This is a genomic window from Kribbella turkmenica (assembly GCF_004348725.1).
Lineage (GTDB): Bacteria > Actinomycetota > Actinomycetes > Propionibacteriales > Kribbellaceae > Kribbella > Kribbella turkmenica.
The window spans coordinates 1-16,243 of record NZ_SMKR01000088.1 but is presented as its reverse complement, the minus strand read 5'-3'; the positions used below and the strand labels follow the sequence as shown (position 1 = coordinate 16,243).

The following is a 16,243-nucleotide window of genomic DNA, read 5'->3' as shown; positions in this document are numbered from 1 at the left end:
CCGCGACCTCGAGAACCCAGCACACAAGGCGAACGGACTGAACACCGCAGGCTCGCGTGCCGTTGTGCGCGAGCCGCCACATCAGCGGCCGAGGAGGGGGCGCCAAGCGGCGGCACCGCGCGCCGTCCGTAGCCGGTCGTGCGTCGCCTGGGTCCATGAGAGCAGCAACCGCAGGGTCAGGCTGAGGCGGCGCTCTGAGGCAGCGTGGTGGGGATTTGTCTGCGGGAGGTTATGCCGAGTTTGGAGAAGACCTTGCGGAGGTGCCATTCGATGGTGTGGGGGCTGAGGAAAAGTCTGGCGCCGATCTCGGGGTTGGTGAGTCCCCCGGCGGCGAGGCGGGCGATCTGCGCTTCCTGAGCGGTCAGCTCGGTGGAGGTTGCGGTGGTGCGTCTGCGCGTCTTTGTTCCGCCGGCTTCCAGTTGGCGGCGGGCGCGTTCGGCGTAGGCGTCGGCGCCGATCTGGGTGAGCATCTCGTGGGCGAGGTCGAGTTGCGTACCGGCGTCGCCGTTGCGGTGCTCGTGGCGTAGCCATTCGCCGTACAGGAGATGGGCGCGGGCCAGGTTCACGCGGACCCGGGTGCGTGAGAGCCGCTCGATCGCCTCGCGGTAGAGGGCGTCCGCGGTCGCGCCTTCGCTCAGTAGGGCGCGAGACCGCGCTTCGACACCGAGCGCCCAGTCGGTGCCGCAGGCCTGGGTCGCCTCGGAGAGCCGCTCGAGGGCGCCGGACGCCAGGTCGGCGGCGCCGCTGCGTACGGCCGCCTCGACCAGCTCGGCCAAGGCCCACTGCGGTGCACCGAACTCCTCCTGGTGACTGGCAGCCTCTTGGGCCGCGGCCACGGCCTCTTCGTACTGCGCGAGCCCGTTGCAGAGCACCGCCCGATGGTAGTGCGCGACGGTCACTCCCAGCCCCTGGCCGTACTGCGAGGCCTCGCTGACCGTGGCCTCGATCAGCGCGCGGGCTTCGTGCTCGCGGCCACGAACGGCGGCCAGCGCGAGAGCTCCGAAGGGCGGCTGGTTGCTTCCGATCGCCGCACTCACCGTTCGTACCTCCTCGACCAGCGAGGACGCCGTCGCCAGGTCGCCGGCGAAAACGTGGACGACGGCGGACGAGTCGAGGGCGAGCGGGAGTTCGCTGAGCGCGCCGGCCGCACGGATGATCGTCACGTGCCGGGCCGTAACCGTGTCCCAGCGCTCGAGGTCCCAGAGATCGGCCGCGATGACACCCGCCAGCAGGAGCCAGTGCATCGCCTCCTGGACCGGAACGTTCTCGGTACTGAAGGCGGTGAGGACGCGTTCGATCAACGGCACCGACGCCGCGTGCCCGTCGGTCAGACGAACAGCCAGGGCATCCAGCAACTCGTCGGTCACGCGCGGCACCTCGACCGGTGGCGCTCCGAGCGCGGCCTGACCCACCTCGCGGTACCCCGGGCTGCGTGCCAGATGGCCGGCGAAGATGACCGCCGAGACTGCCTCCAGGTAGGTACCCCGAGCGAGCGCCGCATCGAACTGCTCGAGCCGGCGAGCGGCCGCCAGCAACAGCGGAGGGACCTCCCGGCCACGGCCCTGGGCGAACGCGATCCCCGCGTGCAGCCCGTCGATCCGTGCGCGCATGAGCTCGTCGGTGGTGCCGGCCGTGGCGGTCGCGAGGAGGGCGGCCGCGGGCTCGAACGCTCCGGCCTGGAACTTCGCCTGGGCGGCGTCCAGTGCGCGCTGGGAGCGGCGGGCGGGATCCTGCGTCAGCCCGACCGCCCGCTCGAGGAACGCGGCCATGGCCGCGATGCCGCCGCGAGCCTGAGCCCGTTCGGCCGATTGCTCGAGCTCGAGAGCGACGTCCTCGTCGGGGCCGGGCGCGGCCTGGGCGCGATGCCAGGCGCGACGATCAGGATCGACCTGCGCGTCGATCGACTCGGCAAGGGCCCGATGGGCGTCTTGGCGTTCCGTCAGGGTGGCCACCCGGTACACGGCCGAGCGGACCAGCGGATGCCGGAAGCGCACGCCGGCGCCGAGGGACATCAACTCCGAGGCGTCGGCCGCGGCCCTGTCCACGTCGACGCCGAGCCGCTCGGCGGCCCGCCTCAGCAACAGTACGTCGCCGACCGGGTCGGCAGCTGCGGTGATCAGCAGACGCCGGGTGTCCGGTCGCAGCGACTCGATGCGGCGAACGAACTCGCCCTCGATCTGGCTCGACAGCGGGCGCGCCTCCGATTCCCCGAAGCCGCCGGCCAGCTCTGCGGCCGCCCATCCGCGGGGTAGCTCGAGCAGGGCCAGCGGATTGCCGCGTGACTCGACGACGATGCGGTCGCGCACCCGTGGGTCGAGCGGACCGGTGACCACCGAGTCGAGCAGCGTCCGCGAGTCCCGCTCTCGGAGCCCGTCGACGAGCAGCTCGGGAAGGCCGCCGAGCAACTTCTCGGGCGTGGGCTCGCGAACGGCGAATACCAGCAGCACCGACTCCGCGAACAGCCGGCGGGCGACGAACTCCAACGTCATCGCCGAGGCCTGATCGAGCCACTGCGCGTCGTCGATCAGGCAGACCAGTGGTTCGCCGCCGCCGGCGTCCGCGAGCAGACTCAGTACGGCCAGTCCGACGAGGAACCGGTCCGGAGCGATCCCGGCCCGGAGCCCGAACGCTGATTCGAGCGCTTCCTGTTGTGGCCCCGGAAGATGGTCCAGACCGGTGATCAGCGGAGCGCAGAGTTGGTGCAGGCCGGCGTACGACAGTTCCATCTCGGACTGGACACCGGCAGCCCGCACGATGCGGCATCGGCTCGAACGCTCGAGAAGGTACTTGAGCAGTTCGGTCTTTCCGATGCCCGCCTCGCCGCGCAGCACCAGCGCGGCACTGCGCCCCGATCTGACGCCTTCCAGCAGGCCGTCGAGGGCAAGACACTCGTTCCGCCGCCCGATCAGTCCGGGGGTGGAATGCCTGGGTGCCACCAGTCGACGATACTCCGGCCGCGTCCGGGCCGATAGATCCTCGCCCGCGGCACCCGCCGACGGATCCCGGGACTACGCGCGGTGACGAAACTGTTGCCTAAGCCAACGGAGTCCCCAGCGTGCGTGCGTCGGCTTTCGGCGCGGCGGACCTCGCCCTGCTGACGAAGTGGCCGGTTCCCCACTGCTGGTTCAGATAGGTGTTTCAGCCCGTGCGCGGCAAGCCGTACGTACGCCGCGACCACCGTCGCGACACCGACAGCCGCTCGCGAGCTCACGGGACGACGGCAGCACCGTTCCGCCCGGCACTGATCCGCTCGTCCAATCGGCTCCTGTCGCGGCGCCGGTTCTTGAGGATAGCCTCGGCCAAGGGGGGTGCGATGCGGTCGGCAAGTCTGCGCCCGAGCTCCCGGGGCGGCGGGCGAAGTCGGAGATGGAGTTGCCGTACGCCGGGGCTCCACCAACTGTGCGCGCCGATGCTCGAGGAGACCCATCAGCTGCCGCCTCCGCAGCGCGGTGCGCTGGCCGTCGCCCTCGGGCACAAGTTCGGCGGCCCGCCGGCTCCGCCAGCCTTCCGCTGACCTCCCCACCGGATGATTAGCGGCGGTGTGCCATGACGATCCAGGCGCGCGAGTCGAACCAAACCCCGTCGGCGCTGAGGTGGGTCTCGAGCATCGCGCGCAGCCGATCGATGTCGCGGTCGGAGCCCTGGGCCATCTGCAGGCTGCGGAGGTTGTCGAGCGCGGCCTCGACATCCGCGCCGTAGTACACGGGCTCGCGGACGTCGAGAAGTTGTACGTCGGTGAAACCCGCGTCGGCCAGGATGCGCTCGGTGGTCGCCGGATCCGCGAGAGAGAACGCGGCGTGACCGGCCGTGGCCGGAGTGTCGGCGAGGGTACGGCGGATTTCGACGTACCACTCCTGGTGCGTCTCGTCCTGCCACACCAGCTGGACGAGCCGCGCGCCCGGACGCAGCGCGCGGGCGATGTTCGTGAAGGCGGCCACCGGGTCGGTGAAGAACATCGTGCCGAAGCGGCTGACTGCCAGCGAGAACTGTTCTGGCGGGAACTGATGGTGCTGGACGTCGGCCTGCTCGAAGCTGACGTTGGGCAGGTGTTCGCTCAGCTTGCGGGCGGTCGCGACCATCTCGGCGGAGATGTCGACGCCGAGCGCGGACAAGGCCTCCTCGGCTGCTGCCCGGGTGGTGAGGCCGGTCCCACAACCTATATCGAGCACCTGGTCAGCGGGCCGGACGTTCATCGCAGGCAGCAGGCGGCGGTGGTAGCGGCGGAGCTCGGCGTCGTAGTCGAACACGACTCTGACAGTAGGGCGCGTGAATACATGCCGGAAAGCGATGGATTCCGATCGAGTTCATCGCGAGCGCTTATCCTTTGGCGCATGTCCGACCTGGAACTGCGCCATGTGGCCACCTTGGCGGCGGTCGCGGACGAGGGAACGTTCAGTCGTGCGGCCAACCGGCTCGGCTACACGCAATCGACGGTGAGTCAGCACATCGCCGCGTTGGAGAAGGCCGTGGGCGGGTCCGTCTTCGACCGGCCAGGCGGACCGAAGCCGGTGCGGATCACCCCGCTCGGCGCCGTCGTACTCTCCCACGGTCGTGACCTGCTCGAACGGACCCAGGCGATGAACGACGCCGTCGACCGGTTCAAGGCCGGCGAGGGGCGCATCGACATCGGCACGTTCCAGAGCGTCTCGAACGTGCTCCTGCCGCTGGTCGTACGCCGTCTGCGCGAAGAGCACCCGGGCTGCGACATCCGGCTGCTCGAGGACGAGTCCGATCCGCCGCCGATCGACAAGGTGGACGTGATGTTCTACGACGGCCGCGTCGACGGCGACGTCGAGCACCTCAAACTGCTCGACGATCCCTACCTGCTGGTGGCGCCGCAGGGTGCGTTCCCGGACGGCCCGGTCCGGCTGACCGAGCTGCACCGCGCGCCGATGGTGGCGTGGCCGCCGACCTGCGACCAGCCGCGGGTCGAGCGAATGTTCGCGTCCAGCAACGTCGAACCGCGAATCGTTTTCCGTGCCGCGGGCAACGAAGCCGTGCTGGCGATGGTCCGTTCCGGCCTCGGCTCCGCCGTGCTCCCCCGCCTGGTCCTCGACAGCGTCACCGACGACCCGGCCCTCACCATCCACGACCTGGACCCCTCACCCCCACGCCGCGAGATCTACCTCCTCTGGCAGTCCGGCCGCACCCACTCGCCCCTCACCCACCAAGCCATCCACCACGCCCGCGATGTCGCCGCCGAGTTGGTCGAGCAGTTCAGGGCATGAGCAGTACCGCGCCTACAGCGCGCCGGTGATGGCCCTTTTCCGGAGGTCGGAGCGGTAGGCCTCCAGGGCGATGAGTTCGCCGAACATGCGGTTGTAGTCGTCGGCTCGGTCGATCGGGTTGGTGCGCTGGAGTTTGGACTTGAGGTCCTGGATGCGGCGGGCGCAGGTGAGTTCCTGGAGGCGGGCGAGCAGGGCGAGGGCGTAGGCCTCGTCGGGTTCGCGGCCGAGGCGGAGGGGGTCGACGGCCAGTGCGCCGACCACGGCGGCGGCCGGGTCGTTGCCGACGGCATCGCGGACGGCGACCACCCAGGCCTCACCGGGAGGCGCCGCCGACGGCCCGCCGGCCTTCGCCATCGCGGACCGGATCGCGGCCAGCCACGGGTGGGTGAAGTCCTGGTCGTCCAACTCGTCGAACGCGACCCCGACCAGGGCGGGGTGCTGCATCGCGACCTTCAGCACGTCCCACTCGATCACGAACCGCTGATCCCGCGGCGACGGCACGTCCACCCGCGGCGGCGGAGGCGGCGCATCACCGCCCTGTACGACGACCGGCTGCGACCGATCGTTCGACGCGGGCGCGGCGGCCGGCCGCGACGCCGCGCGATACACCTCCGTGCGCACCTGGTCGACCTCCATGCCCAGGTGCCCAGCGAGCTCACGGGTGAACGCGTCCACCTTCGACCGGTCCCGGATGCTGACGACCAGCCGGGCCGCGTCCCGGAGCGCGTCGATCCGGGTGTCCGCCCGGTCCAGGTCGTACTTCGACAGCACGTTGGAGAGCACGAACCGGTACAGCGGCACCCGCCGGCCGATCAGCTCGCGGACCGCGGCGTCGCCCTTCTGCAGCCGCAGGTCGCACGGGTCGAGTCCGTCCGGCTCCACCGCGACGTACGTCTGCGCGGCGAACGCCTGGTCGCCCGCGAACGCCTTGAGTGCCGCCCGCTGACCTGCCTCGTCACCGTCGAAGGTGAAGATCACCTCGCCGCGGAACTGGTCGTGGTCCAGCAGCAACTGCCGCAGGACCCGGGCGTGGTCGTCGCCGAACGACGTCCCGCAGGTCGCGACCGCGGTCTGCACACCGGCCAGGTGGCAGGCCATCACGTCCGTGTACCCCTCGACGACGACGGCCTGGCGGCCCTTGGCGATCTCGCGGCGGGCGAGGTCGACGCCGTACAGCACCTTGGATTTCTTGTAGATCGCGGTCTCGGGCGTGTTCAGGTACTTCGCCTCGATCTTGTCGTCGTCGAACAGCCGCCGGGCGCCGAACCCGATCACGTCCGACGACGCGTCCCGGATCGGCCACATCAGCCGGCCGCGGAACCGGTCGTACAGTCCGCGCTGGCCCTCCGCCGACAGCCCGGACGCGACCAGCTCGGCGTTCGTGAAGCCGCGGCCGCGCAGATGGTTGGTCAGCGCCTCGCCGCCGCGCGGCGCGAACCCGACGCCGAAGTGCACCGCGGCGTCCTTGTCGAACCCGCGCTTGTCCAGGAACTGGCGCCCGAGGGTCGCGTCGGCCGCGCCGAACAGCTGCTCGACGTAGTACTCGGCGGCGACCTTGTGGGCCTCGACCAGCCGGGGGCGCTGGTTCGACGGGCCGCGCTGCATCGGCGCGCCGGACTCGTCGTACCGCAGCTGGATGCCGACCTTCGCGGCCAGCGTCTCGACCGCCTCGTGGAAGGTGATCTGGTCGATCTTCTGGATGAAGTCGATGACGTCGCCGCCCTCTTGGCACCCGAAGCAGTAGAAGAACCCGCGCGACGGGGTGACGTTGAACGACGGCGACTTCTCGTCGTGGAACGGGCACAGCCCCTTCAGGTTGCCGCCGCCGGCGTTCTTCAAGGTCACGTACGAGCCGACGACGTCGTCGATCCGGGCCCGCTCGCGCACCAGCGCGATGTCCTCGTCCTTGATCCGGCCTGCCACGCCGCGAGTCTAGCCGGGCCGATCACGTAGGTTGGCGGGCATGCCACGAACTCTTCGCCCGGGTCAACGCTCCGAGCTGTACGTCGTCGACGTGGGCACCGGCGCCCGGCGGCTCGTCCACTGCTCGGCCACCCTGCTCTTCGAGGCGCCGAACTGGTCGCCGGACGGTGACCTGCTGGTCAACGGCGACGGCCGGCTCTGGCGACTGCACGACGACGAGCTGCACGAGATCGACCTCGGTGGGGTGCCGCCGATCAACAACGACCACGTCCTGAGCCCGGACGGTACGACGATCTACGTGTCGGCCGACGACGGGCACCTGTACGCCGTACCGCTCGGTGACGGCACGCCGCGCCGGGTGAGCAACGACCGGGGACCCGGGTTCCGCCATTACCTGCACGGGGTGTCGCCGGACGGCCGGACGCTCGCGTACATCGGTCTCGAGCACGTGGACGGCCGCCGGATCGCCAACGTGTGGACGATCCCGGCAGCCGGTGGCGCCGACGTGCAGCTCACGGACGACGAGCACGCCGACGACGGTTCGGAGTACGGCCCGGACGGGAAGTGGATCTATTTCAACTCCGAGCGGGCCGGGCACGCGCAGCTGTTCCGGATCGCGGTCGGCACCGGTGAGGCCGAGCAGCTGACCTCGGACGAGCGGGTCAACTGGTTCCCGCACCCGGCACCGGACGGGTCCGCGATCGCCTACGTCAGCTTCCCGCCCGGCACCGAAGGTCACCCTGCGGACGTCGACGACGTCCGCATCCGGCTGCTGGCGCCGGACGGCGAGGTCCGCGAGGTCGTGACGCTGTTCGGCGGCCAGGGCACGATGAACGTGCCGAGCTGGTCGCCGGACAGCCGGAGCTTCGCGTACGTCGCCTATCCGCTCTAGACGTCCGCCAGGTCGATCGACGGATCGGCGAGGCGGTCGACGTCGAGCTGCTTCCGGGAGCGGATCAGGTCCTGGACGGCGTCGATCGAGCCCCACGTGTTGACGTGCATCCCGGCCAGCAGCCGCCGGTCGTCGTCGAGCCAGAACGCCAGGTACGCACCCGACGCCGGATCGCCCCGGAGCACCACCTGGTACGACGTGCCGCGCGGGACGTCACCGGCGTACTCCATGCCGAGATCGTACTGATCGGTGAAGAAGAACGGGATCGCGTCGTGCGCGACGTCCTGACCGAGAATCGCCTTCGCCGCCGACTTCCCGGTGTCCTTCGCGTTCTGCCAGTGCTCGACCCGGATCGGCCGGCCGTAGAGCGGGTGGTCCCACCGGACGACGTCGCCGGCCGCGTACACGTCCGGCGCCGAGGTCCGGAGGTCTGGACCGGTGACGATCCCGGAGCCGTTCTCCGGGGTGGCGACCTCGATGCCGGCCTTCGCGGCGAGCTCCGTGTTCGGCTGGACGCCGACGCCGACGATCACCAGCTCGGCCGGGATCACCTCCCCGCCGGACGTCCGGACCCCGGTCACCTTGTCGGAGCCCTCGAACCCCTCCACGCCGGTGCCGAACTTCAGCGTGACGCCGTGCTGCCGGTGCAACTCGGCGAACAGCTTGCCGACCTGCTCACCGAGTACACCGGCGAGCGCGGTGGACTGCGGCTCGACCACAGTGACCTCGCAGCCGCGTTCCCGGGCCGCCGACGCCGCCTCGAGGCCGATCCACCCGGCACCGACCACGACGACGCGCGGCTTCGCGGCGTACGCGTCGGTCAGGGTCTGCGACTCCTCCGCCGTCCGCAGGTAGTGGACGCCCGGCAGGTCGGCCCCCGGTACGTCGAGACGCCGGACCCGGCTCCCGGTCGCGATGAGCAACTTGCCGTAGGAAACCTGCGAACCGTCGTCGAGCGTGACCGCGTGTGCCGCGGGGTCGATCGCGATGACGGCCGTGCCGAGCCGCAGCTCGATCGCGTTGTCGTCGTACCACTGCTGGTCGTGCAGCTGGGCGACGTCGGTCTGGTCCTTGCCGAGCAGAACGCCCTTGGACAGCGGCGGCCGCTCGTACGGCAGCCTGGTCTCGCTGCCGATCAGCACGATGCCGCCGGTCCAGCCGTTGTTCCGGAGTTCCTCCGCCGCGGTCGCACCCGCGAGACTCGCACCGACGATGACAATCCGCTCTGCATCAGTCATGGCACCGACTCTAGTCACTTCAGCAGTTGGACGTGCCAGGCCTGGGCGGACGGGTCGGTGAGCGAGGCGACCTGGTCGACGACGACGCGGAGCCGGGCGTTGTCGTCGGCGGCCTCGGCGAAGTCCGCGGCGAACGCGGTGTCGAGGTGCTGGGGCGCGGTCTTCCACAGCGCCTCGACGAGCTCGGTGAGGAGCTCCCGCTGGGAGGCACGGCGGGCCTGCCGCTCGGGCGAGTTGAGGACGTGGAACATGCCGACGCCCTTGAGCAGGCCGATCTCGACCCGGACGCCGTCGGGCACGACCAGGTCGGCCTCGTAGCGGATCAGCCGGGAGCGGCCGAAGACCGCGTGCGTCGCCTGCTCGGCCGCCGTGCAGAACCGGCCGATCAGCTGACTGGTCAGGTCCTTCAAACCGCCGAGCGCGCGGCGGCTGTCGTCGAACGGCGCGGCCGGCCAGTACGGCAGCCCGGTCAGCCGGCGCCAGCCCTCGTCCAGCTCCGCGTCGGTTGCTTCCGGCAAGTACATCCGCCGGACGGTCTCCCAGTACGGCGCCCGGTCCGCGCCGACCGCGGCCAGGTCGATGTGGTGGGCAACGATTCCGTCCTCAACGTCGTGCACCGAGTAGGCGACGTCGTCGGCGTAGTCCATCACCTGCGCCTCCAGGCACCGCCGGTCGCCGACCCCTTGACGCAACCACTCGAAGACGGCGAGGTCGTCGTCGTACACCCCGAACTTCCGCTCCCCCGGCCGGCGGGGCCACGGGTACTTGGTGGCGGCGTCCAGGGTGGCGCGGCTGAGGTTGAGGCCGACGCTGCGGCCGGCCGGGTCGAAGGTCTTCGACTCCAGCCGGGTGAGCAGGCGCAACGTCTGCGCGTTGCCCTCGAATCCGCCGATCCCGGCCGCGACCTGGTCGAGGGCGCGCTCGCCGTTGTGCCCGAACGGCGGGTGCCCGAGGTCGTGCGACAGGCAGGCCGCATCGACGATGTCGGGATCGCACCCGAGCGTCGAGGCGAGTTCCCGCCCGATCTGGGCGACCTCGAGGCTGTGCGTCAGCCGGTTGCGGACGAAGTCGTCGCTACCGGCGGTGACGACCTGCGTCTTGGCCGCCAGCCGGCGGAGGGCGGCGCTGTGCAGCACGCGCGCACGGTCGCGGGCGAAGGCCGTGCGCCCGGGCCGCTTGACCGGCTCGGCCACCCATCGCTCGGCGTCGTGCTCGTCGTACCACTCGTGCTGCTTCCTCATCACCGCTCACAGTAGCCGCCGCCACGGACACCCGTCCGTCCCCACTCCACCGGCCCGGTCCGGCAGTTTCACGAACGTGACCGAGGGAAACCGGGGAAGTCGGTCGAGATCGCGGATCCGGCTCCGACGTCCCGATCATGACCGAGAAGAAGAACCGACAGGAACCAGTCATGAGAACGACCAACCTACCCCAGATAGTCGATCGGGAAACCTTCGAGGCACAGATCGAGGAACTCCGGGTCCGGGAGAAGGCCCACACCCACGAAGGCGACGCGATCGCCGCGGCCCGGCGCCGGTTGCCGATGGTCGAAGTGGACGCGAGCACCCCGTTGATCGGCCCCGGCGGACCGGTCAACCTCCTCGACGCCTTCGAAGGCCGCAAGCAACTGATCGCCTACTACTTCATGTGGCACCCCGGCCACCCCGCCGCCGAACAGTGCCAGGGCTGCACCTGGTGCAACACCCACATCTCCGAGCTGTCCTACCTGCACTCGCGCGACATCACGTACGCCGTCTTCGCCCAGGGACCGTACGACGAGGGCCGCCGCTACCGCGACTTCATGGGCTGGACGATGCCGTGGTACTCCGCCGCCGACTCCCTCGACACCCTCCTCGTCGGCCGGGTCAAGAACAGCATGCATCTGGTGTCGTACGTCCGCGACGGCGACCGGGTCTTCGAGACCTGGTGGACGACCGTTCGCGGCGTCGAGGTGATGGACAACAGCTACTCGCTGATGGACCTGACCGTGTACGGGCGCCGGGAGACGCACGAGGACTCCCCCGACGGCTGGCCGCAGGAGTGGGAACCGGGCGGCCTGACCGCCGACGGACGGCCCATTTCCCAGTGGTCCCGGCTCGAGGCCGGCCGCAACGACGACCTCGCCGCCGATCACTGATCAGCTGCGGCCGACGCAGAACCGCAGCCACACGAGCCCGCCTTCGAACACCTCCGTGCCGGCCGGTTCGAGAGTCAACGCACGACCCTCGAACCACGGCCGGCCGGAGCCGACGACGACCGGGTGAACGAGCAGCGCCAACTCGTCGACCAGCTCCAGGTCGAGCAGGGCGCCCAGCAACCCGCCGCCGGAGTCCACGCGGACGACCCGGGCGCCGCGGTCGCCGAGGATGTCCAGGATTTCGACCAGGTCGACCCGGTCGTAGCCGGTGACGAGCTCGGGGATCGTGCTGTCCGGCGGCCGGTCCGGTGTCTGGTCGGCGTACAGGGCGAGCACGTCGGACCAGTAACCGAGCTGCCGTAACCCTTCCCACTCGCGGACGCGCGCCCGGCTGTCCACGACGGCGAGCAACGGCCCTTCCGGCCGCGGCCCCGGATGCGGTGCGGACCGTACGGCGGTCTCCTGCGCCAGGATCGTGTCGGCGCCGACCAGCGTGACGTCCTCCTGCCACAGCGTCGCCAGCGCGTAGAAGCGCGCCTGATCGGCATCGAACCCCGACGTCGTCGCGTCGAGCGACACCGCCACCTGAGCCACCACATGAGGTCGCATGCCGGAGACGGTAGGGCTCACCACCGACAATCAGTTCGTCGATCCGGCCAGCGCTTCGCTGATCGACACCGGCACGTTCCTGATCGCACCCGGGCCGGTCGTGTCGATCCTCGGCCACCAGCGCATCATCCGCGAGCCGGCCGAGTTCGGCTATGGTCCGCGAGCGCGCTTCCGGTCGGCCGGCGGCCTCGGTCGCAGCCGGATCCTGGCTGCTTGTTCCATTGACCCAGGACCGGTGTCTGGCGAGGCTCGGTCCAGGCGCCCGGGTTGTCGCTCTGATTTCGGCTGCCCACGCTGGTCGTGTGGCTCTCATTTGGCCTGCGTAGCCCGGGCGTCGCCAGGGCCAGGGGCGTAAGACCGACGCCACCGACGCCCACTCCGTGGCCCTGGTCGGCACCCGGATGACCGGGCTCCGGCCGGTGGTCAACAACGAGCAGCTCGCGGTACTGCGGATCCTGGTCGACCGCCGCCGCTCACTGGGTGAGGACCACACCCGGATGACCTCGCAGCTGCACCAGCTGTTGCTGGAACTGATCCCGGGCGGTGCGAAGAGATACCTCTCCGCAGCGCAGGCCAAGAAGTTGCTGGCCAAGGTCCGGCCCCGCGATGCCGTGGGTAAGACCCGTCGCCGGGTCGCCGCGGAACTGGTGGCGGACCTGGAGCGGGTCTATGCCCGCAAGAAGGGCCGCCGACAAGGAGCTCACCGAGCTCCTCGCCGCCACCGACACTGGCCTGCTGGACCTGCCCGGCGTCGGACCCACCGGCGCGGCCCGGCTGTTGGTCGAGGTCGGCAGCGTCACCCGGTTCCCGAACAAGGCGCACTTCGCGTCCTGGAACGGCACCGCACCCATCGACGCCTCCTCAGGCGTCCAGATCCGGCACCGACTCTCACGAGCCGGCAACCGCCAGATCAACCGCGTGCTGCACACCATGGCCCGCGTCCAGTTACGCAACCCAACACCCGGACGCGACTACTACGAACGCAAGAAGGCCGACGGCAAAGCACCAATGGAAGCCATGCGGTGCGTGAAGCGACGGCTGTCCGACATCGTCTACCAGCAGATGCTCAACGACACCCTGAACGCCGCGAAGACGGGCCCGGGAGGGCAACGGGGACACGTCTCTGACTCCAGCGCGACCGGCTCACATCCCCACACCGGCTCTTCGGACAAGCCACTTCCCGGACCCGCCACCAACCACCCTGAACCCACCCTGCCAGCCGCCTCTTGACACAGAGGGGAGCCAGATCCGGACGTGATCGCCGGGGCCGTCGCCTTCCTGCAGGCTTCAGATGTCCCGGAAGGTCTCGATCTGAGCGCCCAGCGAGTTGAGCCGGGTGGCCAGGTCCTCGTAGCCGCGGTTGATCACGTAGACGCTGCGCAGGACCGACGTACCCTTCGCGGCCATCATCGCGATCAGCGTGACCACGGCCGGCCGGAGTGCCGGCGGACACATGATCTCCGCGCCGGAGAAGTGCGTCGGACCCTCGACCATCACCCGGTGCGGGTCGAGCAGTTTGACCCGGCCCCCGAGCTTGTTCAGATCGGTCAGGTAGATCGCGCGGTTCTCGTAGACCCAGTCGTGGATCAGCGTCTGACCGGTCGCGGTCGCCGCGATCACCGCGAAGAACGGCAGGTTGTCGATGTTCAGGCCGGGGAACGGCATCGGGTGGATCTTGTCGATCGGCGCGTGCAGGCGCGACGGCCGGGTGGTCAGGTCGACCAGCCGGGTCCGGCCGTTCTCGGCCAGGTACTCGTCGCTGCGGCTGTAGTCGAGCCCCATCTCCTCCAGCAGCGCGAGCTCGATCTCCAGGAACTCGATCGGCGCCCGCCGGATGGTGATCTCCGAGCCGGTCACGATCGCGGCAGTCAGCAGACTCATCGCCTCGATCGGGTCCTCGGACGGCGCGTAGTCGACGTCCACGTCGATCTCGGCCTTGCCGTGCACGGTCAGCGTGGTGGTGCCGATCCCGTCGATCTTCACCCCGAGCAGGTCGAGGTAGAAGCACAGGTCCTGGACCATGTAGTTCGAGCTGGCGTTGCGGATCACCGTGACGCCGTCGTACCGGGCCGCGGCCATCAGCGCGTTCTCCGTCACGGTGTCACCGCGCTCGGTCAGCACGATCGGCTTGCCCGGCGCCACCGCCCGGTTCACCACCGCGTGGTACTCGCCACCGGTCGCCTTCACGTCCAGACCGAACGGCCGCAACGCCGCCATGTGCGGCTCGACCGTCCGGGTGCCGAGGTCGCAACCACCGGCGTACGGCAGCTGGAAGGTGTCCTCACGGTGCAGCAGCGGGCCGAGGAACATGATGATCGAGCGAGTACGGCGAGCCGCCTCGGCGTCCATCGCGGCCAGGTCGAGCCGGTCCGGCGGGACGATCTCGAGATCGCCGGCGTCGTTCAGCCAGGTGGTCCGGACGCCGATCGAGTTGAGCACCTCGAGCAGCCGGTTCACCTCCTCGATCCGGGCGACCTTGCGCAGCGTGGTCCGGCCCTTGTTCAGAAGGCTGGCGCACAGCAGCGCGACGCCGGCGTTCTTGCTGGACTTGACGTCGATCGATCCCGACAGCTGCCGGCCACCGGCAACCCGAAGGTGGACCGGACCGCCGCCGAGAGAGACAATTTCGGAGTCGAGTGCCTCGCCGATCCGGGCGAGCATCTCGAGGGTGAGGTTTTGATGACCCTTCTCGATCCTGTTCACCGCACTCTGGCTGGTGTTCAGCACGTCGGCGAGTTGCGCCTGTGTCCACCCGCGGTGCTTGCGGGCGTCCCGGATGAGATTGCCGATCCGGCTCAGGTAGTCATCAGTCATGCGCGAGACCTTATCTCACATGTGAGATACCCCAGCGTCGACCCGCCGTGGCCAGCGTAGCCAACGCCAGGTCACGCCCGACGGCCGCCCCCGGACAGCTGACAGCACAGCAGTCCCAGCCCCCCTACAGACTGTCGAGACGTTCTCGGCCTACAGTTACCCCCAACTCCCGCCGCCACCCGGAGAGGACCAGCAGATGCCCGACGACACCTCCGCCGCGGTGGTGAACGAGTTCGAGGCGGCGTCGTGGCCGCTGGAGGCGGCGGCGGACAGCCTGCACCAGGTGATCGACGGCTTCCAGAACGGCGACACCCGGCCACTGGTCATCGGTGACGGCGACCAGCCGGTGCTGGTCGTGCTGGCGATCGCCGACCTGGCCGACTTCCGTGCCCGGATCGCGGAGTTGCTGGCCAACCCGGTCGACGCCGGCTGGCTGCGCTACTACCTGCGCTCACACTTCGACATGAGTTCCGAGCGGCTGATCGAGCTGCTCGGCGTCGACACCGACCACGGGCTGTCCTCGCTGGCCAGCCAGGTGAACGTCGAGCAGGCCGCCGTACTGATGCCTGATCATCTGCGCCGGACCGAGGCGGGCGGGAACCCGCTGATGCTGATCGGCGACGGAATGATGGCGACCGCGGCGCTGGTCGCGTTCCCGGCGTTCCAGGTGCTGCTGGCGATGGAGAGCGAGGGAAAGGTCGAGGACGACTCCTGCGCGCACGACGACGAGGAGAAGCCGACCACTCCGCTCGAGGTGCTGGCCGAGCGGCTCGGCCCGGTGGCGACCCAGCTGGTCGCACAGATCAACACCGGTCGTGAGCCCGGGCTGCCGCGGTACGAGCTGCACTTCGAGGACGACCTGGTCGAGCACCTGCGCGACCTGGAGGCACGGGCGGAGAAGACGCCGGGCGGCGGGGCGTACGACGAGCTGAACGACCTGCTGCGCCAGTTCGACCAGATGCGGAGCGGGCTGGTGGAGGTCGGCGACGAGGACGAGCCGGCCGAGGCGCCGTACCTGGAGGCGACCGATCTGAAGGCGGCGTTCGCGGACCTGCGGGACAACTTCCGCAGCGGCGCCGACGACCCGTACCTGATCGGACTCGACGGCCGGCCGCTCGCCGGGCTGATCACGTTCGACCTGTACGAAGAGCTGCAGCGGGTGTCGGTCGAGCTCGACGGCACCGACGAGGCGCCGGTGCTGCCGCTCCCCGAGCCGCGGTGGGAGCACGGCCCGCGGATGCTGCCGTTCGAGGCTGCGGTCGAGGTGTGCGACGCGGTGATCGAGGACATCTCGAACGGCGAGGCGTCAATGGTGTTCGTCGCCGACGAGGACGGCGAGCCGGAACTCGTGCTCGCCCCCCTCGTCTGGCTCTGGGCGTACGTCGACCACCTCGACCTGTCT

12 protein-coding genes and 1 pseudogene are annotated in these 16,243 nt (G+C 70.0%); 6 read left to right on the top strand and 7 right to left on the bottom strand.

Annotated features, from left to right (window positions below; genetic code table 11):
• Positions 1 to 176: 176 nt before the first annotated feature.
• Both E1218_RS20380 and E1218_RS20375 read right to left on the bottom strand, forming a co-directional pair.
• The gene (locus E1218_RS20380; RefSeq protein WP_132322494.1) at positions 177 to 2,936 is read right to left on the bottom strand and encodes a helix-turn-helix transcriptional regulator; all 2,760 of its coding nucleotides are present in this window, start codon (positions 2,934 to 2,936) and stop codon (positions 177 to 179) included.
• A gap of 594 nt (positions 2,937 to 3,530) precedes the next feature.
• A complete protein-coding gene (locus tag E1218_RS20375) occupies positions 3,531 to 4,247 on the bottom strand; it encodes a class I SAM-dependent methyltransferase (RefSeq protein ID WP_132322492.1) in 717 nt (238 codons plus the stop codon).
• 84 nt (positions 4,248 to 4,331) lie between these two features.
• On the opposite strand from E1218_RS20375, the gene E1218_RS20370 reads away from it, so the two are divergent.
• Positions 4,332 to 5,228, top strand: coding sequence for a LysR family transcriptional regulator (locus tag E1218_RS20370; protein ID WP_132322490.1), 897 nt, complete (start codon positions 4,332 to 4,334; stop codon positions 5,226 to 5,228).
• Positions 5,229 to 5,240: 12 nt separating this feature from the next.
• On the opposite strand, the gene dnaG is transcribed toward E1218_RS20370, so the two are convergent.
• Positions 5,241 to 7,151: a DNA primase gene (gene dnaG, locus E1218_RS20365; RefSeq protein WP_132322489.1), complete on the bottom strand. Its 1,911-nt coding sequence runs from the start codon at positions 7,149 to 7,151 to the stop codon at positions 5,241 to 5,243.
• A 40-nt stretch (positions 7,152 to 7,191) separates the two neighbouring features.
• Here dnaG and E1218_RS20360 point away from each other — a divergent pair, with 40 nt between their 5' ends.
• Positions 7,192 to 8,043 (top strand): TolB family protein, encoded by an 852-nt coding sequence (locus tag E1218_RS20360; protein WP_132322488.1) that lies wholly within the window; start codon positions 7,192 to 7,194, stop codon positions 8,041 to 8,043.
• Here the strand turns inward: E1218_RS20360 and E1218_RS20355 are convergent.
• Together E1218_RS20355 and E1218_RS20350 are read right to left on the bottom strand one after the other, a co-directional pair.
• The gene (locus tag E1218_RS20355; protein ID WP_132322486.1) at positions 8,040 to 9,281 is read right to left on the bottom strand and encodes an NAD(P)/FAD-dependent oxidoreductase; all 1,242 of its coding nucleotides are present in this window, start codon (positions 9,279 to 9,281) and stop codon (positions 8,040 to 8,042) included. The two genes, E1218_RS20360 and E1218_RS20355, sit on opposite strands and share 4 nt — an antisense overlap.
• A gap of 14 nt (positions 9,282 to 9,295) precedes the next feature.
• A complete protein-coding gene (locus E1218_RS20350) occupies positions 9,296 to 10,522 on the bottom strand; it encodes a deoxyguanosinetriphosphate triphosphohydrolase (protein ID WP_132322484.1) in 1,227 nt (408 codons plus the stop codon).
• Positions 10,523 to 10,692: 170 nt separating this feature from the next.
• Here E1218_RS20350 and E1218_RS20345 point away from each other — a divergent pair, with 170 nt between their 5' ends.
• A complete protein-coding gene (locus tag E1218_RS20345; protein WP_233712345.1) occupies positions 10,693 to 11,418 on the top strand; it encodes a DUF899 family protein in 726 nt (241 codons plus the stop codon).
• Here E1218_RS20345 and E1218_RS20340 read toward each other — a convergent pair whose 3' ends face one another.
• Positions 11,419 to 12,027 (bottom strand): dihydrofolate reductase family protein, encoded by a 609-nt coding sequence (locus tag E1218_RS20340; RefSeq protein WP_132322480.1) that lies wholly within the window; start codon positions 12,025 to 12,027, stop codon positions 11,419 to 11,421. It abuts the gene before it with no gap.
• A gap of 356 nt (positions 12,028 to 12,383) precedes the next feature.
• Here E1218_RS20340 and E1218_RS38220 point away from each other — a divergent pair.
• Positions 12,384 to 12,554, top strand: a pseudogene (locus E1218_RS38220) (IS110 family transposase); the annotation flags it as partial.
• 142 nt (positions 12,555 to 12,696) lie between these two features.
• Positions 12,697 to 13,257: a transposase gene (locus tag E1218_RS36670; protein ID WP_202866112.1), complete on the top strand. Its 561-nt coding sequence runs from the start codon at positions 12,697 to 12,699 to the stop codon at positions 13,255 to 13,257.
• 57 nt (positions 13,258 to 13,314) lie between these two features.
• Here the strand turns inward: E1218_RS36670 and E1218_RS20330 are convergent, their stop codons facing one another.
• Positions 13,315 to 14,841: a UDP-N-acetylglucosamine 1-carboxyvinyltransferase gene (locus tag E1218_RS20330; protein ID WP_132322478.1), complete on the bottom strand. Its 1,527-nt coding sequence runs from the start codon at positions 14,839 to 14,841 to the stop codon at positions 13,315 to 13,317.
• A 196-nt stretch (positions 14,842 to 15,037) separates the two neighbouring features.
• On the opposite strand from E1218_RS20330, the gene E1218_RS20325 reads away from it, so the two are divergent.
• The coding region (locus tag E1218_RS20325) for a hypothetical protein (RefSeq protein ID WP_132322476.1) at positions 15,038 to 16,243 on the top strand (1,206 nt) is incomplete at its 3' end.

Excerpts from the sequence above, each read along its gene's own strand:
- E1218_RS20370 (WP_132322490.1), top strand. The coding sequence starts at position 4,332 with ATGTCCGACCTGGAACTGCGCCATGTGGCCACCTTGGCGGCGGTCGCG.
- E1218_RS20360 (WP_132322488.1), top strand. The coding sequence starts at position 7,192 with ATGCCACGAACTCTTCGCCCGGGTCAACGCTCCGAGCTGTACGTCGTC.
- E1218_RS20355 (WP_132322486.1), bottom strand. The coding sequence starts at position 9,281 with ATGACTGATGCAGAGCGGATTGTCATCGTCGGTGCGAGTCTCGCGGGT.
- E1218_RS20350 (WP_132322484.1), bottom strand. The coding sequence starts at position 10,522 with ATGAGGAAGCAGCACGAGTGGTACGACGAGCACGACGCCGAGCGATGG.
- E1218_RS20345 (WP_233712345.1), top strand. The coding sequence starts at position 10,693 with ATGAGAACGACCAACCTACCCCAGATAGTCGATCGGGAAACCTTCGAG.
- E1218_RS20340 (WP_132322480.1), bottom strand. The coding sequence starts at position 12,027 with ATGCGACCTCATGTGGTGGCTCAGGTGGCGGTGTCGCTCGACGCGACG.
- E1218_RS36670 (WP_202866112.1), top strand. The coding sequence starts at position 12,697 with ATGCCCGCAAGAAGGGCCGCCGACAAGGAGCTCACCGAGCTCCTCGCC.
- E1218_RS20330 (WP_132322478.1), bottom strand. The coding sequence starts at position 14,841 with ATGACTGATGACTACCTGAGCCGGATCGGCAATCTCATCCGGGACGCC.